Source organism: Uniformispora flossi (assembly GCF_049534875.1).
Classification (GTDB): domain Bacteria; phylum Actinomycetota; class Actinomycetes; order Streptomycetales; family Streptomycetaceae; genus Yinghuangia; species Yinghuangia aomiensis.
Window position 1 is genome coordinate 55,475 of the sequence record NZ_JBMULZ010000017.1, and the last position, 19,411, is coordinate 74,885.

16 protein-coding genes are annotated in these 19,411 nt (G+C 68.1%); 7 read left to right on the forward strand and 9 right to left on the reverse strand.

Annotated elements, in window-relative coordinates:
- Positions 1–137 precede the first annotated feature (137 nt).
- From ACPA54_RS29855 to ACPA54_RS29865, 3 genes are all read right to left on the reverse strand, one after another.
- Positions 138–2,540: a family 78 glycoside hydrolase catalytic domain gene (locus tag ACPA54_RS29855; RefSeq protein ID WP_423534501.1), complete on the reverse strand. Its 2,403-nt coding sequence runs from the start codon at positions 2,538–2,540 to the stop codon at positions 138–140.
- The gene (locus ACPA54_RS29860) at positions 2,537–3,985 is read right to left on the reverse strand and encodes an NAD-dependent epimerase/dehydratase family protein (RefSeq protein WP_423534502.1); all 1,449 of its coding nucleotides are present in this window, start codon (positions 3,983–3,985) and stop codon (positions 2,537–2,539) included. Before ACPA54_RS29860 ends, ACPA54_RS29855 begins: the two co-directional genes overlap by 4 nt.
- Before the next feature lie 221 nt (positions 3,986–4,206).
- Complete coding sequence (locus ACPA54_RS29865; protein ID WP_423534503.1) at positions 4,207–5,409, reverse strand: amidohydrolase family protein; 1,203 nt, start codon at positions 5,407–5,409, stop codon at positions 4,207–4,209.
- A 246-nt stretch (positions 5,410–5,655) separates the two neighbouring features.
- Here ACPA54_RS29865 and ACPA54_RS29870 point away from each other — a divergent pair, with 246 nt between their 5' ends.
- Entirely contained in the window at positions 5,656–6,657 is a 1,002-nt protein-coding gene (locus ACPA54_RS29870; protein WP_423534504.1) for an LLM class flavin-dependent oxidoreductase, read from the forward strand.
- Positions 6,654–7,091: a nuclear transport factor 2 family protein gene (locus ACPA54_RS29875; protein WP_423534505.1), complete on the forward strand. Its 438-nt coding sequence runs from the start codon at positions 6,654–6,656 to the stop codon at positions 7,089–7,091. Before ACPA54_RS29870 ends, ACPA54_RS29875 begins: the two co-directional genes overlap by 4 nt.
- 125 nt (positions 7,092–7,216) lie before the next feature.
- Here the strand turns inward: ACPA54_RS29875 and ACPA54_RS29880 are convergent, their stop codons facing one another.
- Together ACPA54_RS29880 and ACPA54_RS29885 are read right to left on the reverse strand one after the other, a co-directional pair.
- The gene (locus ACPA54_RS29880; RefSeq protein WP_423534506.1) at positions 7,217–8,368 is read right to left on the reverse strand and encodes an Rv3169 family protein; all 1,152 of its coding nucleotides are present in this window, start codon (positions 8,366–8,368) and stop codon (positions 7,217–7,219) included.
- Positions 8,365–9,519, reverse strand: a complete 1,155-nt coding sequence (locus ACPA54_RS29885; RefSeq protein WP_423534507.1) for a phosphotransferase family protein — start codon at positions 9,517–9,519, stop codon at positions 8,365–8,367. The genes ACPA54_RS29880 and ACPA54_RS29885 overlap by 4 nt, the downstream gene beginning before the upstream one ends.
- Positions 9,520–9,845: 326 nt before the next feature.
- Between ACPA54_RS29885 and ACPA54_RS29890 the strand changes: the two genes are divergently transcribed.
- On the forward strand, positions 9,846–10,691 hold the full coding sequence (locus tag ACPA54_RS29890) for an enoyl-CoA hydratase/isomerase family protein (protein WP_423534508.1): 846 nt from the start codon (positions 9,846–9,848) through the stop codon (positions 10,689–10,691).
- Between the two features lie 212 nt (positions 10,692–10,903).
- On the forward strand, positions 10,904–11,470 hold the full coding sequence (locus ACPA54_RS29895; protein WP_423534509.1) for a TetR-like C-terminal domain-containing protein: 567 nt from the start codon (positions 10,904–10,906) through the stop codon (positions 11,468–11,470).
- Between the two features lie 42 nt (positions 11,471–11,512).
- Here the strand turns inward: ACPA54_RS29895 and ACPA54_RS29900 are convergent, their stop codons facing one another.
- Both ACPA54_RS29900 and ACPA54_RS29905 read right to left on the reverse strand, forming a co-directional pair.
- Positions 11,513–12,958: an ABC transporter substrate-binding protein gene (locus tag ACPA54_RS29900; RefSeq protein ID WP_423534510.1), complete on the reverse strand. Its 1,446-nt coding sequence runs from the start codon at positions 12,956–12,958 to the stop codon at positions 11,513–11,515.
- Between the two features lie 326 nt (positions 12,959–13,284).
- Positions 13,285–14,301 carry an LLM class F420-dependent oxidoreductase gene (locus tag ACPA54_RS29905; protein ID WP_423534511.1) on the reverse strand — a complete coding sequence of 339 codons (1,017 nt, stop codon included), beginning with the start codon at positions 14,299–14,301 and terminating at the stop codon, positions 13,285–13,287.
- 397 nt (positions 14,302–14,698) lie between these two features.
- On the opposite strand from ACPA54_RS29905, the gene ACPA54_RS29910 reads away from it, so the two are divergent.
- The 3 genes from ACPA54_RS29910 (at position 14,699) to ACPA54_RS29920 (ending at position 17,676) form a co-directional block, all read left to right on the forward strand.
- The gene (locus ACPA54_RS29910; RefSeq protein ID WP_423534512.1) at positions 14,699–15,478 is read left to right on the forward strand and encodes an SDR family NAD(P)-dependent oxidoreductase; all 780 of its coding nucleotides are present in this window, start codon (positions 14,699–14,701) and stop codon (positions 15,476–15,478) included.
- Positions 15,479–15,544: 66 nt separating this feature from the next.
- Positions 15,545–17,158 carry an acyl-CoA synthetase gene (locus tag ACPA54_RS29915; protein WP_423534633.1) on the forward strand — a complete coding sequence of 538 codons (1,614 nt, stop codon included), beginning with the start codon at positions 15,545–15,547 and terminating at the stop codon, positions 17,156–17,158.
- 14 nt (positions 17,159–17,172) lie between these two features.
- A complete protein-coding gene (locus tag ACPA54_RS29920; RefSeq protein ID WP_423534513.1) occupies positions 17,173–17,676 on the forward strand; it encodes a pyridoxamine 5'-phosphate oxidase family protein in 504 nt (167 codons plus the stop codon).
- 165 nt (positions 17,677–17,841) lie between these two features.
- Here the strand turns inward: ACPA54_RS29920 and ACPA54_RS29925 are convergent, their stop codons facing one another.
- Positions 17,842–18,660: a coniferyl-alcohol dehydrogenase gene (locus ACPA54_RS29925; RefSeq protein ID WP_423534514.1), complete on the reverse strand. Its 819-nt coding sequence runs from the start codon at positions 18,658–18,660 to the stop codon at positions 17,842–17,844.
- Between the two features lie 166 nt (positions 18,661–18,826).
- Positions 18,827–19,345, reverse strand: coding sequence for a MarR family winged helix-turn-helix transcriptional regulator (locus tag ACPA54_RS29930; protein ID WP_423534515.1), 519 nt, complete (start codon positions 19,343–19,345; stop codon positions 18,827–18,829).
- Positions 19,346–19,411 lie beyond the last annotated feature (66 nt).

Here is a 19,411-nt window from a genome sequence, read left to right on the forward strand (position 1 = left end):
CACCCGAACAGTGAAACATGCATAAATGCATGAACTCAAGGGCGTGCCCGCGCGCCGATCCATGGCACCCTGCCGGCCGCCCGGCTGAAAATCCGGGCGGTCCTGAACCGTTGTGTCAGGGCAGTGTCCGGGCAGTGTCAGGGCATGGCGCAGGTCGCCTGATGCTCGCCGGGGCCGACATCGAACGTGCGCCCGTCGGGGAGCACCACCGTCGCCGTACTGCCGGCGGGCACCGTGGCACTCAGGTGAAAGCGGTCGCCCACAAGGTCCCACCTGGTGGCAATCCGGCCGTGGACCGCGTCGTACTGGGCCTCGGCCCAGGTGAGTCCACCGCCGGGACGCGGAGCGATGTCGAAGTGGCCGTACCCGGGGGAGTCCTCGCGCATCCGAATGCCGGCGGTGAAGCGGTGCAGGAACGAGACCACCGCTCCCTTGCTGTAGTGGTTGAGCGAAGCGTGCGGGATACCCTTGTCGTCGACTCCCTGCCACTCTTCCCAGATCGTTGTCGCCCCGCGATCGATCATGGCGAGCCACGACGGGCAACTGTCCTGGAAGAGGAGCTCGTAGGCGACGTCCACGTGGCCGGTGTCGGCGAGGACGGGCAACAGGTAGGCGGTGCTCAGGAATCCGGTGCCGAGGTGGTTGTCGACTGCCCGAATGAGCGCCACCAGACGTTCGGCGGTTCGCGGACGGAGTTCGTCCGGCACCAGCCCGAACGCGAGAGCACGCACGTGGTTCGCCTGCGTATCGACGGTGAGCGTTCCGTCGGGGCGGATGAACTCCGCCCGCCAGGCAGCCAGGACCTTTGCGGCGAACTCGGTGTACTTCGCAGCGTCACCGGTCCGGCCCAACACGTCCGCGATCCGGCTCAGCAGATGCGCGGACCAGTAGAGGTACGCGGTCGCGACGGGGCCGTGGTCCTGAAGGTAGAAGGGCGTGTCGTCGGCTTGCTGCGGCTCCAGCCACTCGCCCCAATGAAAGCCGCTGTCCCACACGTATGCCTCATGTGGTGCCGCGACCGGGCGGGCGGCTGCCCGTTCGTGGAACCGTTGGTCACGAGCGATGCTGGCGCCGTACTCGACCCAGCGCACCATGGAGTCGTACTGGTCGGCCAGCACGCGGGTGTCGCCGTAGGCGAGATACATCTGCCAGGGGACGATGACAGCTGCGTCGCCCCAACCCGCCGAGCCGTTGATGAAGGCGTACATGTCCTCGGAACGCCGGTCGTGACCGGGCTCGGGCGCCCAATTGGGGAGACGGCCGTCAGGCCACTGGTCGGCGGCAAGGTCGCGGAGCCACTTGGCGGAGAAACCCGCCACGTCGTACAGGAAGGTGGCGGTCGGGGCGAAGATCTGCCAGTCGCCGGTGAATCCCGCCCGCTCGCGCTGCGGGCAGTCGGTGGGAACGTCGCAGGCGTTGCCGCGGAAACTCCATACGGCCGCCTCGTGGAGCCGGTTGATGCGCTCGTCGCTGGTCCGGAACCAGCCGGTGCGCCGCAGGTCCGTGTGCACGACCACCGCGCTGATGTCCTCAGGGGAGAGTGCGCGCGGCAAGCCTTCAACGCGCACGTAACGGAAGCCGTGCGTGGTGTGCCGCGGTTCGAAGACGTCGTCCGGGCGCCCGGCCGAAATGACCTGGTCCTGTTGGCCGGGTCCGTAGCTCCCCTCCGTGTCCACGGCGACCAGGTGGTCCATGGTGACATCGCCGTCGGCCCCCAGGGCCTCGCCGTGGGTGAGCGTCGTGGCCGTGCCCCGCGGCCCCAGCTCGTGAAGCCGCACCCACCCGTTGATGTTCTGGCCGAAGTCGACCACCTGAACTCCCGGACGCGGAGTGGTGATCGCCGTGGGCGAGAGTGTCTCGATCCGGCGGACCGGCGGGGCAGGGCTGGTGGTGAGACGACCGAAGTCCGCGTACAGCCCGTCCCGCCGTACTGTCGCCGTCGACCAGTCCGAGTCGTCCAGGCCCGGCTCGGACCACCCCGGCACGGCCCGCCTGAAGTCGACGCGCTGGCCGTCCATGAGGTCGGCCGCGGTGATCTCCCCGACGGTGCTGCGCCACTCGGCATCCGTGCCCACCACGAGGGCGGTGCCGTCCGCGAGGTCCGCATGCAGCTCCGCAAGCAGCCCGGTGCGGTCGCCGTAGCCGTCGGCCACCCGGTGGAATCCGAAGCGACCCCGGAACCAGCCGTCGGACAGCACCGCACCGATGGTGTTCGCCCCGGGCGCCAGGAGGTCGGTGATGTCGTAGGTCTGGACGTGGAGGTGGGTGCGATACGCGGTGAAGCCGGGGGTCAGCTCGTCGTCGCCGACCCGGACGCCGTTGACGAACAGCTCGTAGATCCCGTGCGCCGTTGCGTGCACCCGCGCGCGCACCGGCGCGGCATCGAGGACGAATTCGCGACGGAGCAGGTAGGCCGGGCGTTGGCTTGGCGCACCGGGGCTGTCCTCCATCGGTTCGATCCAGGATGCCTGCCATGCCGTCGGCGACGGGAACGCTGCGGCGTCCGGCACTGGCGCATGGCCGTGGTTGGGCTGGTTCACGAAGTTCCTTCGGGGGACGCGTGGAGGAGGTCGGTGGTCACCTGGGCGAGGAAGGCGTTTGTCCGCGCTTGACGGGTGTAGCCGGCGGTGTCGCGGACGCAGTCGGGGCACCAGTGTCCGGCGGTGAGGATCAGCCTCGGGCTGCCGCTGAAGGCGTGCCCGTCGGCGCACTGCCAGGGCAGGGGCGTGGCGATGTCGCCGGGTTCGAAGGTGTCGGCGAGGAGGCGGCCGCCGCGGAAGTCGGCCGCTCCGCGCAGGTCCGCGAGGGTCCAGCTTTCCGGGTCCTTGCTTTCGTCGTAGCCGTGGTCGAGGAAGGAGGGGGTGCGGTCGGGTTCGGGTGCCTCGAAGGTGGACCAGTCGCCGATGGCTTCCCATGCGCTGCGGGAGCCGAAGTAGGCGGCGATCTTCTCGTCGTCGTCGGCGCGGATGAACGCCATCGTGCCGCGCGGCTTTCGCGTGAGCGGCTTCATCACCGCGTGCTTGACCAGCCAGCCGGGGACCTTGCCCGCGCGCTTGAGCCCGGGGTTGGCGGCGACGGCCCGGCGGAGTGCCGTCTCGAAGGTGTCGGCGCGGAAGGGGACGAGCTGTTCGAGGCGGTCGGAGTCGGTGTACCACTGGCCGTGGAAGTTGCGGGTGGCGAACCAGTTCCGGTCGTACCAGCGGCGGACGTCCGGCACTCCGAGCGCGCCGGCGATGCTCGTCTGGAGCTGCCAGTTGGTCAGCCGCCAGTCCGCGCCGCCGCCGATGTTGTAGACACCGCCCCAGAACTCCTCCGGGACCCCGTCCTCGCAGATGTTGGCCATGAGCCGGGCGGAGTCCTCGGCGGAGGCCCACTCCATGACGCCCGCGAACGGGGAGTGCGTCATGATCGGGTCGCGGATCTCCAGCATGCCGGGATGGAAGATCCCGGTCTGCCGCAGCCATGCCCAGCGGGGGAGGCCGGAGTCGACCAGCAGGCGCTCGGCGACGACCTTGGTCTGCCCGTACTCGTCGAAGCGCGACACCGCCAGCGGGTCGCCGACCCGCCCCCAGTGGCGCGGCGGATTGCGGTCTCCCGTCTGGGCGACGGAGCCCACCATCACCACGCGGACCGATCCCGGGTCCGGCTGGGCCCGTACCGCGTCGACGATGTTGCGGGCGCTGCCGATGTTGACCTCCCGGGCGAGGTCCGGGTGGTCGTCGGCGAGGGGGGAGACGACGGCCGCGACGTGCAGGACGTAGTCCGCGCGCGCGACGCAGGCCTCCACGGTCGGGTAGTCGGTGAGGTCGCCGTACACCACTTCCAGGTTGGGCATGCCGGCGAATTCGGCGAGGACCGGGTGGTCGCGCTCGCGGGGAAGGACAAGTGCGACCACCCGGAATCGGTCGCCCCGGTCAGCGAATTCGCGCAGGATGCACCGACCCCAGTTGCCGGTCGCGCCGGTGAGGAACACGCGCGTAGTCATCCCGCCGCCTACTTTCCCGTTGAACTTGAATCGTTTCAATCGCATGTTGGCAAATCAGTGCCGGCCTCGGTGGGCCGTGGGGTCGAGCCCGCCGCCGCAGCGTCGGCATGGCGCTGCGGCGGCGGGGGTTCCAGGGGGCCCGGGGGCCCGTGCGGATCGCATCTGAGCCCGGCCGGTGGGCGGAGGATGCCTCACCGGCCGGACGTTCTGGGCGCCTGGTCTCAGGCGGGCGTGTCCGGGGTAGGGAGTGGGTCTCCCATGCGCTCGTACACTGCGGCCATTCCGTCGCCGACGAACGAGTCCCACGTCGCCGAGTCGACATCCGCAAGCTCATCGCGCCAGAAGTCGACCGGCGTGATGCTGCCTTCGAAATGCGGCATGTCCGACGAGAACACGGCTACGCCGGGCAGCCGTTCGAACAGCCGGAGCGGCGACTGCGCGGTCTGCGGGAGCGGGCTGATGCGTACGTTGCGTTCGACGTACTCGCTGGGCTTGAGCGGCAGGCGATACGGGCCGAGTCGCGACCCGGCGTCCGGCGTAGCCCGGCCGTCCATGTTCTCCACCGCGAACTCGACCCAGCCGATGCCGGTTTCGAGAAGGAGGACCGTCAGGTTCGGGTGCCGTTCGAACACGCCCCCGAAGACCAGGGCGTTGAGGTAGACCTGCGCGGCCTGGAACGACTGGGACGTGCTCATCCGTGTCACGAGCGAAGGGTCGTCGGTGTTGGCGTACGCCGGGTGGTAGCGCGGCGGCAGCTGTCCCGCGTGCAGCACCGCCACCATGCCGAGTTCGGTGGCCGCCGCCCAGACCTTGTCGAACTCCGGATGGAACGGCGGGATTCCGTTGCTGAACTCCGTGGTGACGTGGAACGCTCGGCTGCCTCGGGCCCGCATGCGCGCCAACTCGGCGACCATCCAGTCAAGGTCGTCGAAATGTGTCAGCGTCACAGGCATGAGGCGGTCGCGGTGGTCCGCCAGTTCGTCGCTGAGATGGGTGTTCAACGCCCAAGCCACGTCCCGAGCCAAACCCGGGTCGCGCAGGCACGACATGAGTGTGTAGCCGGCACCGGATATGAGGTTCTGGACCGTGATCCCTTGGGAGTCCAGGGTCTTGATCCGGTCGTCCGGAGCGAGGGTCGGGTGCATGCTGTGCCCGTTGATGCTCGCGGCGCCCTCCCCGCGCGGGTACATCGCCCGAAGTGCCGGGGTGACCACACGGTCCAGCGGCATCCGCTGTTCGGGCGGCACGAGCGGGCGAATGCCTTCCGAGGTGTAGTACGCGAAGTGCTCGGCTGTCGCCAGTGCGAACTCCGGCTCGTCCTGGGGCAGCAGGTCGGGCACGCGACTCTTGAGGTCGGGAAAACCGTCCATCCAGTCGGGGGCGGGTTCGAAGTGGGAGTCCACGTCGTAGACGAACGAAGTCATGGCACGTCCTCTCGTCCACCAGGGATAAGCGTTGAAGCTACGCTAATTCCGCTGAGGCCTCAATGGCTTCGGCTGTACCGGATTGCGGGCAGGCTCGGATCGTTGACTATTCGGCGTATCGCCTCCACGATTGGGCGCCGGCGCGGGCCGCTGCTTCGTCTGCGCGCCGTGAGACCGCGCGCCCGTTCGCCTTCGGCGCTGCGTGTCCGGCTCTTTCCAACCCAGCAGATTGGAGTGCAGCCGCATATGGCCGTCTTCGCTCTCCGCTTCGACTTCAGGAACCCGGCTTTTGCGGACGCGTCCATGGCGGACCGCTTCACCGCCGCGCTGGACATGGCCGAATGGGCCGACCGGCTGGGGTTCGCGTCGATCGTCCTGTCGGAACACCATGGCAGCGATGACGGCTATCTGCCGGCCCCGTTGCCGTTGGCCGCGGCCGTCGCCGCCCGCACGCGGGACATTGCCGTCACCATCTCCGCCATACCGGCACCACTCCACGACCCGGTGCGGTTGGCCGAGGAGATCGCGGTCGTGGACCTGATCAGTCGCGGCCGCGTGAGCGTCGTCCTGGTGAACGGTTACGTGCAGGCCGAGTTCGCCATGGCGGGAGTCGCCACCAAGGACCGGGTCCGGCTCACCACCGAGACGGTACGGACACTGCGGGAGGCCTGGACCGGCAAGCCGTTCGAGTTCCGCGGCCGGTCGGTCCAGGTCACCCCGACGCCGTTCCGGGAAGGCGGTCCTCCCCTCGTCCTCGGCGGCAGCGTGGAAGCCGCCGCACGCCGCGCGGCACGGATCGCTGACGGCTTCATGCCGTCGAACCCGGAGATCTGGGAGTTCTACCGGGACGAACTGGCACTGCTCGGAAAACCTGATCCCGGACCGTACTTCGGTACGGGTACTGCCTTCGTCCATCTGTCCGACGACCCGGAACGCGACTGGGCGCGCATCCTCCCCTTCGCGATGCACGAAGCGAACGCATACGGGACCAACATGGCCGTGGCCGGCACGGAAGGCATCGGCGGCTACTCGACGCAGCACGACGCCGACAAGCTGCGGGAGTCCGGCCAGTACCGGGTGGTCACGCCCGAGGACTTCGTTGCGGAGTTGGTGGCTGCCGGGCCGTATGGATTCGCTCTCTTCCACCCCATGATGGGAGGCATCCCGCCGGAGCTCGCTTGGGAGAGCCTTCGCCTGTTCGAGACGAGGGTCCTGCCGCACGTGGGTGGCAGCGGGGAGGGGCAGTGACGGCCTCACCCCTTTCCGTCGCGGACCGCCTCGACCTGGCGGAACTTCCGGCGAAGTTCTGCCACTTCTCCGACTACGGCGACTTCGCGGCGCTGGCAGACCTGTTTACCGAGGATGTCGTGACCGAACTCGTGGGCATCGGCGTCTACGAGGGGATCGACGCCTTGGTGCAGCACGCCCGTGACACCGCGGGCTGGTCCTCCGGCCATACCTGGCACGTCGTCGCCAACCTGTGGATCGAGCCGACTTCCCAGGGTGCGGCGGTGCACTACTACATGCTCGGCATGTTCAATACCGCGGCCGGTGAACGCGCGGGCGTCGCGCACACGTCCGGGCGCTTCGTCGACCACGCGGTCCGCACGGCCGCGGGCTGGCGCATCAATCGGCGGGTGTTCCGCATGGACGCGGCGAAGACGCCGCCCGACCTGCGCTGAGGCGGGTCAACGGCGCGTCGGTGGGCCTTATGGTCTTGGAATGGCCTTGCAATGGCCTTGGAGGGGCGGCGGGGGCGCGGTTCGAAGAACTCGGACCGCGCCCACCGGCGTTGTCCATACCGTGGTCAGATGAACGACGTCTCCGCGGTGAGACCGAGCTCCGGGAGTTCGCCGGTGGCCATCGGCTGCCAGTTGCCCCAGCCGACGCCGCCGCCGACCGGGTCGCTGATGCGCACGACCGTGTCCCGGATCTGGTGCACCCGCCGGGCATTGTCCGGCGTGGAGCAGTCGTTGATCCGTTCACCGTCGACGTGCAGGGGTCCGCGCCACTCGCCGTGGTGGTGGCCGTCGAATCCGAAGTAGAGCCCGGTGCCGAGGTGGAATCCGGTCTCCGAGACGACCTCGACCGTCATCGTCCGCGTGGATCCGTCGCTCATGGTGCAGTGCACGCGGCCGCCGAGCAGACGACGGTTGACCGGGTCGTAGGACAGCTCCGGCACGATGTCCGTCATCTGTTCGACTCGGCCGTCAGGGTGCTCGATGGTGCCCCAGGTCGCCTTGCTGTTCAGGTTGGGGCGACGGAAGTGGTTCATCGCCATGAAGACGCCGTAGGCGCTTCCGTCGGCGCGTTCGAGGTAGCTCGGTGTCCAGAGGAAGTGATAGGCGCCGAGCGCGGTCTGGGGCTCCTGATCGACGGGCGGGCGGCCCACACCGACGCGGACGCCCCACGAATGGTCGCGCGTGGAGACCCACGCGTCCGGGGTGATCTCCGTACGCTCACCGTCGACCTCGATCCAGCCGGAGCACCGTCCGATCTGGTGGTAGCGCACCAGGTCGGAGCGCACGCGATAGCCGGAGCGCAGGTGCGTCCGGTCCTCGAAGGCCGGCGGGAAGGCGCCGTCGAAACGGCAGTCGAACGCGATCGGCTGGGTGTCGTTGGCCTCCAGCACGAATCGGACCGACCGCAGCGGCTCCAGGATCTCGTAGCGGATCGGGCCGATGACCGTGGCCTCGGGGTTCGGTGCGAGCGCACGGCTCGCGCGCACCGTGATCTGTTCGACGCCCCGGGACACCCCCGCGTAGGCGTCCATGACGTTGCGGTTGGGGTACTTCCCGAGGCCGAAGCCGAGCTGGAGACTACCGTCGCGGGCCGCCGCCATGGCGCAGACTTTCTCCGTCCAGGAGGGATCACTGGACCCCACGACGGCGAAGGTGTCGGTGATCTGGTGGGAGAAGCCTTCGTCCGCCGGGGTCAGCGGGCCGATGGGGTTGATCACGAATGGACTCCTTGGTTCGCGCCGGGCAGGTGCCGGACGGGGAGGAACCGGCCGGCCAGTACGTCTTCGAGTTCGCTGCGGACGATGATCAGGTCCTCGGGATCCGCCGGCATATCCCGTTCGCCGAAGTGGACGGCGCGGCTGGACACCCGGATGGAGGTCAGCGCCTGGCGGAGTGCGGCGTAGGCCACGTACCAGTCGAAACTTTGCGGCGCATAGCCGGTCGCCGCCGTGTACGCGGCGAGGACCCGGTACGGCGCGAGGAAGCCGGGCATGCCGGGTTTGCCGAGTCGGCGAGCGATGCGTTGGAAGTACTGGTGGAAGAAGACCAGCCAGCCGAGGTCGAGTTCGCGTGGACCCAGGGCGACCGCTTCCCAGTCGAGGACGGCGACGGGCTCGAAGTCCCGGAACAGCACGTTGGCGACCCGCGCATCACCCCAGCTCACCACGGCGGGTCCCTCCGTCCGGGGCCACGTGTCCGCAAGAAAGTCGAAGACGTCCTCGATCAACCGGAACCTGCGGTCCTCGCGGATCCAGTCGTAGTAGGCGCGTTGATGGGCAACGTGACGCCGCAGGGGCGTGTTGCCGGGTGTGTCGAACTCAAGGAAGTCGAAGTCCACTGCTGCATCGCCGACCTGTACCCCGTGAATGTCGGCGAGCGCTCGGACGACGCCGGACTCGGCAGCAGCCTGCTCCGCCGGTGACGCCTCGGAGATCCAGCTTCCCAGCACGTAGGGCGGCATGTCCGCGGCGGCGACGCCGTCGATTCGCTCCATCACGAAGAACGGCGCTCCCAGCAGCGAGGAGTCGGCCTCGAACCAGGGGACGTCGGGGACCGGTACGCGAGTTCGCTCTCCGACCAGGCGCATTGCGGTGACTTGGCGAGCCAGGTCATACCGGGGAAAGAGGGGGTAGGCGTCCGCAGGCGGAGGCAGCCGCAGCACATAGGCGCCGCTGTGCGCCATCCCTGAACGGCGCCACCGGGCGTCGAACAGGACGGTCTCGCTCGAGAACCCGGCGCCTGTAGGTCCACCGCTGACGGCCACCGTCGGCACCTCGTCCGCGCCGAGCTTCTCGCCGAGCCAAGGCGCCAGCACCTGGCCCAACGCCGTGAGGTCACGGGTGGTGGTACGGGGGCGGGCATCACTCATGACGTTGCCCGCTTGGTGTCGCTGTCGAGTTGATGCCGCCGCTTCGGGATGTGGTCGATGACTGGAACAACATGGGCTCCTCGTGTGGTTGCCCGCCGAGGGTGTGGCGCCGACGATGCCGCCTTGCGGCCTTCTGTCGTCGTGGGTCGGCCTCGGTGACGAGAGGCGGGCGCTCGACCAGTCATACATGCATTGATGCATGACATCAAGACGCGAGAGGATGTGCATGCATTGATGTCATGCACTGATGCATGTATTAGTGGCGTGAGCGCATGCCGGACACCGGCTTGCGCCGATGCACGGCGACCCTCCATGAGGAGGAACCTGTGCCCTCAATCGCGCCCACGGGTGTACGAAGCGAAAGGACGGCAATGTCGCTGATTCGTGTCGACCGGCCAGAGGCCGGCATAGCGGTGCTCACCTTGGACCGGCCCGAGCGGCTGAATGCCTTGTCCTTCGAACTCGTGGACGATCTGCATGCGGCGTTGGACGAGGTCGGCGCCGACAACACGGTGCGTGTGGTCGTCCTCACCGGTGCGGGCCGCGGGTTCTGTTCCGGGCTGGATCTGCGGGCGATCGGCCCGTCGTCCGTCTCGGCCGGGCTTCGCCCGCCGGCGGGCGGAATGCGCTCACAGGCGCATATCGCCGATCTGGGACCGCATCTGCGTCGCATCCCTCAGCCGGTAATTGCCGCCATCAACGGTCCGGCGTTCGGCGGCGGGCTCGCGCTGGCATGCGCGTGCGATATTCGGATCGCCTCTCGCTCCGCGCGCATGTGCGTGCAGTTCGTCAAGGTCGGTGTCGGCGGATGCGACATCGGCATCAGCTACACGCTGCCGCGCTTGATCGGCGGCTCGCGGGCCCACGAACTCATTCTGACCGCACGCGAGTTCGATGCCGCCGAAGCCGAGCGCATCGGGCTCGTGGCGCGTGTCGTCGAGGACGGCGGCGTCCTCGACGCGGCGCTGGAGACCGCGCGGACGCTTCTCTCCTACAGCCCGTTCGGCGTGACCATGACCAAGGAAGTCATGTGGGCGAACCTCGACGCGCCGAGTTTCGACAACGCCCTGCATCTCGAGAACCGGACCCAGATCCTCGCGAGCACGAGTGGCGACGTCCTCGAAGCGGCGAAGGCGTTCGCGGAAAAGCGGTCGCCCTCCTGGGGCGGCTGACCTGCGGCGTCCTGCGTTCGGCCGGGCAGATCATCTGTCACCTTAGCCCCTATAAGATAAGGGCATGCGGCGGACAGCCCGGTCGGCCGCGGGCACGGATGGGGAAGCGGCGGATGGCTGGGACTGCGCAGACCGAGACGGCGCGCTCGGAATCGGCAGCGCCCGCGAAGCGGCCACGAAAGCGTGCCGGGCTGAACCCCGACACGATCACGATGGCAGCCGTCGAACTCGTCGACGAAGAGGGTGCCGCGGCCCTGACCACCACCGCTTTGGCCCGGAGGCTCGGGGTGAAGCAGCCGGCGCTGTATGCGCACATGGAGAACCTCGCGGCCATCCAGCGGGCCGTGGGTCTGTACGGCATGCGCACGATGAGCGAGGAACTGCGGTCGGCCGTCCTGGGCCGATCCGGCGACGAGGCATTGCGGGCGTTGGCCGAGGCCTACCGCGATTATGTGCGCAACTATCCCGATCGCTTCTTGGTGCAGTGCAGCGCGCCGCTGTCGCCGGAGTACCGGGCGGCGGGTGAGCGCGCCGCGGAAGCCGTGCGCGCGGTTCTCCGCTCCTATGGCCTCACCGAGGACGAGGTGCGCCTGGCGCATTTGTCCTTCCGGGCCACCATCCACGGGTTCGCCGTGTTGGAGGTTCAGTCCCGGAGCGCAGGCGCGGTATACGACGACGACGCGTTCGAGTACTTCCTGGACCGATTCGCCGAAGGACTCCGGGTACGCGAGGCCGGCACGCGCCGCGAGGCCGGCACGCGCCGCGGTTCCGGCACGTGACACGGCGCGGCGGCCTGCGCGGCCACCGCGCCGCGTCTCGGGTCAGCCCGCCGCGCGCCCGATTCGGTCGGTCATCAGCATCCCGTCGTTGGTCAGCACCACCCCGGCCACGCCGTTGCGGAAGTATGCGGTGACGAAGCCCTGTTGGTAGGTCCACACCGGAACGTCGACCTGAAGGAGTCGCGCGAGGTCGGTATAGGCGGCTTGCCGCTGCGCAGGATCCACGGCGATCCGCCCCCGTTCCAGCGCCGCATCTGCCGCAGGGTTCTTGTAGCCGAGATAGTTGGACGCACCGGTCGACTGCAAGTAGCCGTACATCGACGGCTCCGGGTCCGACAACAGCCAGTTTTGCAGCGACGCCTGGAACGAGCGGTTCGTGCGGATGGCCGTGACGAATGCGGCCACCTGAAGCGGCTCCAGCCGGACCGAGAGGTTCTTCAGCGTCGCCAACTGGGTCTGGATGTACTCGGCGGTACGCGTGGCTTGGGGATTCTGGGGGATGGTGAACGCGAAGTCCAAGGGCTCGCCCTCGGATGCCAGTTCGTCAAGGAGACGCTGGGCTTCGGCGCGATCGCCCGCGGGATTGGTGTTCACGCCGGGCGCGACCAGGGGGCTGGCGTCCGGGAACATCCCCTTCGCCGGCGTGCCTTGTCCGCCGAACGCCACCTTGTTGATGTCCTCGGGATTGAGCGCCAAGGCGACCGCCCGCCGCGCGCGGGCGTCGTCGAACGGCGGCTTGGCGTTGTTGAACATGATCGATTCGCCGGTGATGCCGCTGACCTGAACAACGTTCAGCCCCTTGGCGCGGGCTTTGGCTCCGTCCACCGCGCTGACACTGACCTTGGCGTCGACTTGGCCGGACGCGGCGGCATTGAGGCTCTGCTCACTGTCGCCGATGAGCTGGAACGTGATCTTGTCCAGGTAGGGGTGCTCGGGTCCCTGCCAGTACTTCGGGTTCTTCTGCACCGTCATTGCGCTACCACGGACCCAGTCCGCGAGCGTGAACGGCCCTGCGCCGACGGGGTGAGTCTTGAAGGCCTGCGGATCCTTCCGAAACGCCGTCGGTGAGGGGATGAATGCGAGGGACGTGGCGACGACGCGGTCGAAGTGCGCATTGGGTGCCACCAGGTCCACCTTGAGCGTGGTCGGGTCCACGACCGTCGTGGCCCGGATCGCCTGCGCGGCCCCGGCGGCGAGCGACCGTCGCTCGGGGTTCTTGTGCTCGTCCCAGGTCCACTTGACCGCTGCGGCGTCGTACGGCGTGCCGTCGGTGAACCTGACGCCAGGTCTCAGCTTCAAGGTCCAACTGGCCGCGCCCGGGTCCGGGGTCAGGGACAACGCGATCTGAGGGACGGGCTTGCCGGTGCCGGGCTCACTCCACAGGAGCGAGTCGTAGAGCGCGTTCATGCGCGTGCTGTCGATTGCCTGGTTGCCCGCGGCGCCGAACGGGTCGGCGGTGTTCAGATCGCTGACCACGCTGATGGTCAAGGAGCCGCCCGGCTTCGGCGATGCGGAGGCGGCGTCACTGCCGGTGCGGGATTTTGCCGTGGCCTCCCGCGCAGGCGGTCAGCGTGAGTGCCGATGCCACCGCGATGGCGGCGACGGAGCGTCGGGCGGCGGGACTACGAGCCGGACGAGGTATGGATGCACCTTTGTTTGCTGTCGGAATGCAGTAACTGCTCTTCGCTTGGTGGTGAGCCCGGTGTCGCCGGCGGCCCCGGTGGCATGGAGAGCTTCGATCCCTCCCTCGACAGGCCGAGCAGCATGCCGAGAACGGCCGCGTTGTCGTCGCCCAGGGCGTGGCTCTGCGGCCTTCAGGCGTGGGCCAAGTCGGCCATGAGCTTCAGCGTGGCCGGGTTCTTGGAGCCGATGATCATGTCGGTGACGTGCGCGTCGTCGCGCCACATGCCGAAGCGTTCGCGGATGCGGTCGGCGGGGCCGACGAGGGCGATCTCGTCGACGAGTTCGCTCGGGACCGCGGCAACGGCCTCGTCGCGGTTCCCCGCCGCGAAGAGGGCCTGGATGCGGTCGGCGGCGTCCGGGTAGCCGAAGCGCCGCATGAGGTCGGCGTGGAAGTTGCGGTCCTTGGCGCCCATGCCGCCGACGTAGAACGCGAGGGAAGCCTTGACGGGCAGCATCGCGCGTTCCACGTCGTCGTCCACGACGACCGAGACCGTCGGGGCGACGCGGAAGCCCTCCGGCTTGTCGTGCAGCGCGTCGCCGTAGGCGTCGGGGTTGTAGGGCGACCACTGCAGCGGCAGCCATCCGTCCGCGATCTGCGTGGTCAAGCGGACGTTCTTCGGGCCGGCGGCGCCCAGGAAGAGCGGAAGGCCGGGGCGAAGCGGGTGGGTGATCGACTTCAGCGGCTTGCCCAGGCCCGTTCCGTCGTCGCCTCGGTAGGGGTGCTGCGCGTAGTGGCCGTCGAGCTCGACGGGCGCTTCGCGGCGCAGGACCTGGCGTATGACGTCCACATATTCGCGGGTGAAGGTGAGCGGGCTGCGGGGGAACGGCCGTCCGTACCAGCCTTCGACGACCTGCGGGCCGGAGAGCCCCAGTCCGAGGAGCATGCGGCCGCCGGACAGGTGGTCGAGCGTCAAAGCCTGCATCGCGGTGGCGGTGGGGGTGCGTGCGGACATCTGCGTGATCGCGGTGCCGAGTCCGATGCGCGACGTGCGGGCCGCGATCCAGGTCAACGGGGTGAAGGCGTCCGAGCCCCACGACTCGGCGGTCCATACCGAGTCGAAGCCGAGGCGTTCGGCCTCCTGGGCGAGTTCGACGACGCCCGACGCGGGGCCGCGGCGCCAGTAGCCGAAGGTCAGGCCGAGCCTCATCGATTGCTCCTCACGTCGTGGGTGCCGCGGACGCCTGCGGCGAAAGGCGGTGTCCGTCCGATCGCTGCGGAAGCGGTGGCACACGCGGGGGATGTCCGCGAAATGCGCGAGTGCCGCGTATGAGCCCTGCGAGGCGCCTCGGGGTGTAGATGCTTCGCGCTCCGGCACCGCACCCGATCAGTCATACATGCATCGATGCATGACTTCAAGAACGGTGGCGGTATGCAGGCGGGTGGATCGTCTTCGCGGTCTGCCGGGGCGGAAACCTGGCCATGCATTGATGTCATGCATCAATGCATGTATGAGTGGTGTGCAGCATCCTTCACACCGTCCACACGATCCGATGTCTCGGCACACCTGTCGGGTGCAAGACATCCCGCACTCACGGAGGTTCCCGATGCCCACCGGTCCCCGCGTACCGTCCGCGTCGTTCGACCTGTCCGACCGCGTAGCGATCGTGACCGGCGGGAGCCGCGGCATCGGTCTCGCGATCGCCAAAGGCTTCGCCGCGCACGGCGCCAAGGTGGTGATCGCCAGCCGAAAAGCCGAGGCATGCGAGGCGGCGGTCAAGGAGATCGCGTCTGCGGGAGGCACGGCACTTGCCGTCCCGACCCATCTCGGCGAGCTTGACGCGCTGGAACGCCTGGTCGACCGGACCGTCGCCGAATTCGGCGATCTCGACATCGTGGTCAACAACGCGGCGAACGCCCTGGCACAGCCCGTTGGCGAGTACACGGCCGAGGCATGGGCCAAATCGCTCGACGTCAACCTCCGCGGGCCGGTCTTCCTCACCCAGTACGCGCTTCCGCACCTGCGCCGCAGCATCTTCGGAGCGTCCGTCATCAACGTCCTGAGCGCCGGGGTGTTCCTCCGCTCCGAAGGCACCTCCATCTATGCGATCGGCAAGGGTGGCCTCCTCGCCTTCACGCGAGCCGCCGCCGGGTCTCTGGCGGCCGAGAACATCCGGGTCAACGCACTCGCGCCGGGGACCGTGGACACCGACATGGTCCGTGCGAACACGCCGGAGCGGGTTGCCTCGATGGCCCAGTCCTCACCCATGCGCCGCATGGCCGAGCCCGATGAAATGGTCGGCCCCGCGCTCCTCCTCGCCTCGGACGCCGGCAGCTACATCACCGGTCAGGTCCTCAGCGCCGACGGCGGCCTGACGGTGCACTGACCGTTCGGAGCCCGGCATCCCCAAGGCGCCGTTGTCGTCCGCACGATCCGATCCGAGGTGTCGAACATGGCCGAATTCAATCTCGCCGACTTGTGGGAGCTGCTCGCGGACGCCGGAGGCGATGCCGAGGCACTCGTCGCCGGCCACGAGCGGCGGACCTACCGCGAACTGGAGGAACGGGCGAACCGGCTCGCCCACCACCTCCTGGACCAAGGCGTCGGGGCCGGCGACCATGTCGGCATTTACAGCTTCACCCGAGTCGAATACGTCGAGGCGCTCCTGGCGGCGTGGAAGATCCGGGCCGTCCCGATCAACATCAACTACCGCTATGTCGAAGCCGAGTTGGAGTACATCCTCAGCGATGCCGACTTGGTCGCGATGATCTATGAACGCGGCTACGCCGAGCGGCTTCGGCCGTTGGCCGCCAAGTTCCCCGCCGTAACCACCTACGTGTCGATCGCCGACGGTACTCCGCAAGCAGCGGACCTCGACGATGCCGTCGAGTACGAGACGGCAGTAGCCGCCGCATCGCCAATCCGAGGCTTCGGTCCGCGCAGTGCCGATGATCGCTACATCGTGTACACGGGCGGAACGACCGGCATGCCCAAGGGCACCATGTGGCGCCACGAGGACATCTTCTTCGGGGCGTTCGGGGGCGGTGGGTGGTCCGGCAACCCGATCACCACGCCCGAATCCATCGCCGGGAACGCCGCTCTCCAGGTTCGGCTCACCTTCATGCCGACCGCTCCGCTGATGCACGGCGCCGGTCAATGGTTTGCGATGGGCGGGCTGCTTGCGGGCTACCGGGTGGTCCTCAACACGGCACGCACCTACAACGCGGACGAACTCCTCGGCATCACCGAGCGCGAACGGGTCTCGTCCCTCACGATCGTCGGTGACGCGATGGGACGCCCCCTGGCCGAGGCGGCGAAGTCCGGCCGCTACGACCTGAGCAACTTGCGTGTCGTCGGGTCCGGTGGCGCAATTCTCTCGGACGCCGTCCGCGCCGAAATCGTCGCCGCCATACCCCACGTGCTCATCCGAGACGGCTATGGCAGCTCCGAACTGGGCGCGGGGGGCAGCGCGGTGGAAAAGAGCGGCGCCGCCGACGCCGACGGCGTCGCTCCGCGCTTCGCCATGGGGCCGCAGGTGACCGTACTGGATCTCGAATCCATGAAACCCGTCCTGCCGGGATCGGGCCGGGTGGGGAAGATCGCGCGGTCGGGGCACATTCCGCTGGGCTACTGGAAAGACGAGGCCAAGACGGCGGACACCTTCCCCGTGGTCGACGGTGTCCGGTACGTCGTGCCAGGCGACTTCGGGACCTTGGAGGCGGACGGCACCATCGTCATGCTGGGCCGCGGTTCGGTGTGCATCAATTCCGGGGGCGAGAAGATCTACCCCGAAGAAGTGGAAGCCGCGCTCAAGGCGCATCCTGCGGTATTCGACTGCGTCGTCGTCGGTGTTCCGGACCCGCGTTGGGGGTCTCGCGTCGTCGCGGTAGTCGCCCCCCGACCCGACCACAAGCCGACATATGACGAACTCGCGGATCACTGCGGTACGTTGCTGGCCGGCTACAAGGTTCCTCGTGCGGTCGTCTTCAGGGAGGAAATCGGCCGCACCAACGTGGGCAAGGCCGATTACAAGTGGGCCGAGACCGTGGCGGCTCAAGCCGTCTGAGCTGATTGGCGGACATGGTGAACGACTACATCGGTCACGGGATCAAGCAGCGTGACAAGGTGAGGATGACGCCGGAGGAAGTCGAGGCGTTTCTTGGCGAGCGCCACTCCATGACGATGTCGACGGTCAACGCCGACGGCAGTATTCACTCGGTCGGCATGTGGTACGGGTTCCTCGAGGGTGCGGTCGGCTTGGAAAGCAAGGCCAAGGCTCAGAAGGTCCTCAATCTGCGCCGCAACCCGAACATCACGTTGCTCGTCGAGGACGGCCAGTCCTATGAGGAACTCCGCGGCGTCTCGATCGTCGGCAAAGCCGAGATCGTCGCCGACCCGGAGCGGATGTGGGAACTCGGCACCAGCTTGTTCAGCCGCTACTACGCGCCGTACACAGAAGCCATGCGTCCCGCGGTGGAGGCGATGCTCAACAAGCGTGTCGTGGTCAAGGTGGTACCCACACGCGTTGTCAGCTGGGACCACCGGAAACTGGGCCTGGTGCCGCGGCGCGAGCCGTCGGTCTGATCGCACCAAGAGGCCGTGCCGGGTCGACACCGGCACGGCCTCGTCGTCTCCACCGACAACCCGCGCGCCACCCTGTGTGCGACACAGGGGGGCGCTGACCGGCGCGGTTGCCTCTATTTCTGCGGGATGCGCACGGCTGCGGTCGGGCCGAGGTGAAACTGCTGGTCAGCGGAGTCCTGTGTAGTCGACGTTGCCAACCGTCAGGGACGCTTGGAACCCGCCGTCCAGATTGATGTTCGCCCCGTTGATGTAGGCGGACGCATCTGCGCCGAGGAACGCGAGGCCGAGGGCGACGTCGTGCCCGGTGGCGAGGCGGCCGTTGCCCTGGGCAACGTTCCAGTCGATGACCTTGTCGCCCATGCTCGTCCGGAAATCCGGAAGCAGGGGGGTGTCGATGGGGGAGGGGCAAATGCTGTTGATACGCAGGCCGTTGGCAGCAGCGGTCTTGGCGTAGTGCATGGTGTAGACCTGCACGAGTTCCTTGGAATAGACGTACGGATCCTGAACCTTGCGGGCCGTCAGTTCCGCGAGCGCGTCGTCCCAGGTGGACAGGGTGATCAGTGCCTTGTGCTCATCGAGGCGGTTCGGCCACGCGTAGCCGGCAATGGACGCGGTATTGACGATTGCTCCGCCCCGGCGGAGCATGCCGTCTTCCACGAGCCGTTCGGTCAGGTGACGAAGACCCAAGTAGTTGACGCCGAAGACGACCGGGGCCGGGGCCGTGCCGGCGACGCCCGCATTGTTGAAAAGCACATCGATGGGCCCGTCGGTGCCTATCGCGGCTATCGCCGCATCGACCGATGCCCGGTCGTTGAGGTCGGCACGCACGAACGTGTGGGCGCTGCCGGCCGGGTGATTGATGTCCAGCACGGTGATCCGTGCGGCGCCCAGCGCGTCCAGGAGCTCGACCAGGGCGGCACCCACTCCCGAGTAGCCGCCGGTGACGAGGACATTCTTGCCGTGGTAGCTGAAGGGGTTGTTCATTCATGGCCTCCTGTAAGTGGGGCTGCCGGAGGGGGGGTAAGCGCAGGCCGTGTTCAGCCCGCGGCCACGCCATCTCGGCCGAGTCCGGCAAGTGGAGGTGGAAATGCCTGTGCAGGGGCAAGGCAACATCTAGGCATGGCCACACGAGCCCCGGTGCGGCTTTGGCTCACTGAGGGGCGTGCCCCGGTCCGTCGTCGGCGGCGCCCGGAGCGAGTCCCTCGGTTGCGGCGCCCTTGGCCCACGCCTCACTGAAGCGCTCCAGCAACATGCCCAACGCCGCCCGGTCTTCGGGCGACCAGTCCTTGATGGCCCACGCAATGTCTCGACGACCGACGGCCTGGGCGCGCTCGCATGCGGCAAGGCCATCCTCGGTCAGATCGAGCAGCGCGATCCGCCGGTGCGACGGGTGCACGCTGCGCCTGAGAAACCCGGTCTCCTCCAACGGGGCCGCTTGGCGGCTGGCCGTGGACTGGTTGACTCCGAGGTGCCTGGCGAGATCCGTCACCGACAAGGGCCCTGTCCTCCGCAGGAGCATGAGGATCGCGAGCCCTGAGTCGTGTGTGTCGATCTCGGCGAGCTGCCGCAGTCGCCGCCGCGAGGCTGGTAGGCGGCTCATCGCCGTGATCTGACCGATGAAGGCCTCGATGCGCCGCACCGCCGGGTCTTCCGTCACGTTGCTTGCCACCCTCACAGTCATACATGCATTAATGCATAACTGCAACCAGGGGCTGTGGGGCGTTTCGCGCGGGGG

What these genes read in the sequence shown, in the direction of transcription:
- ACPA54_RS29885 (WP_423534507.1), bottom strand. Translation starts at nt 9,519, where the DNA reads ATGAGTGATGCCCGCCCCCGTACCACCACCCGTGACCTCACGGCGTTG.
- ACPA54_RS29920 (WP_423534513.1), top strand. Translation starts at nt 17,173, where the DNA reads ATGGTGAACGACTACATCGGTCACGGGATCAAGCAGCGTGACAAGGTG.
- ACPA54_RS29910 (WP_423534512.1), top strand. Translation starts at nt 14,699, where the DNA reads ATGCCCACCGGTCCCCGCGTACCGTCCGCGTCGTTCGACCTGTCCGAC.
- ACPA54_RS29925 (WP_423534514.1), bottom strand. Translation starts at nt 18,660, where the DNA reads ATGAACAACCCCTTCAGCTACCACGGCAAGAATGTCCTCGTCACCGGC.
- ACPA54_RS29895 (WP_423534509.1), top strand. Translation starts at nt 10,904, where the DNA reads ATGGCAGCCGTCGAACTCGTCGACGAAGAGGGTGCCGCGGCCCTGACC.
- ACPA54_RS29865 (WP_423534503.1), bottom strand. Translation starts at nt 5,409, where the DNA reads ATGACTTCGTTCGTCTACGACGTGGACTCCCACTTCGAACCCGCCCCC.
- ACPA54_RS29860 (WP_423534502.1), bottom strand. Translation starts at nt 3,985, where the DNA reads ATGACTACGCGCGTGTTCCTCACCGGCGCGACCGGCAACTGGGGTCGG.
- ACPA54_RS29905 (WP_423534511.1), bottom strand. Translation starts at nt 14,301, where the DNA reads ATGAGGCTCGGCCTGACCTTCGGCTACTGGCGCCGCGGCCCCGCGTCG.
- ACPA54_RS29870 (WP_423534504.1), top strand. Translation starts at nt 5,656, where the DNA reads ATGGCCGTCTTCGCTCTCCGCTTCGACTTCAGGAACCCGGCTTTTGCG.
- ACPA54_RS29915 (WP_423534633.1), top strand. Translation starts at nt 15,545, where the DNA reads ATGGCCGAATTCAATCTCGCCGACTTGTGGGAGCTGCTCGCGGACGCC.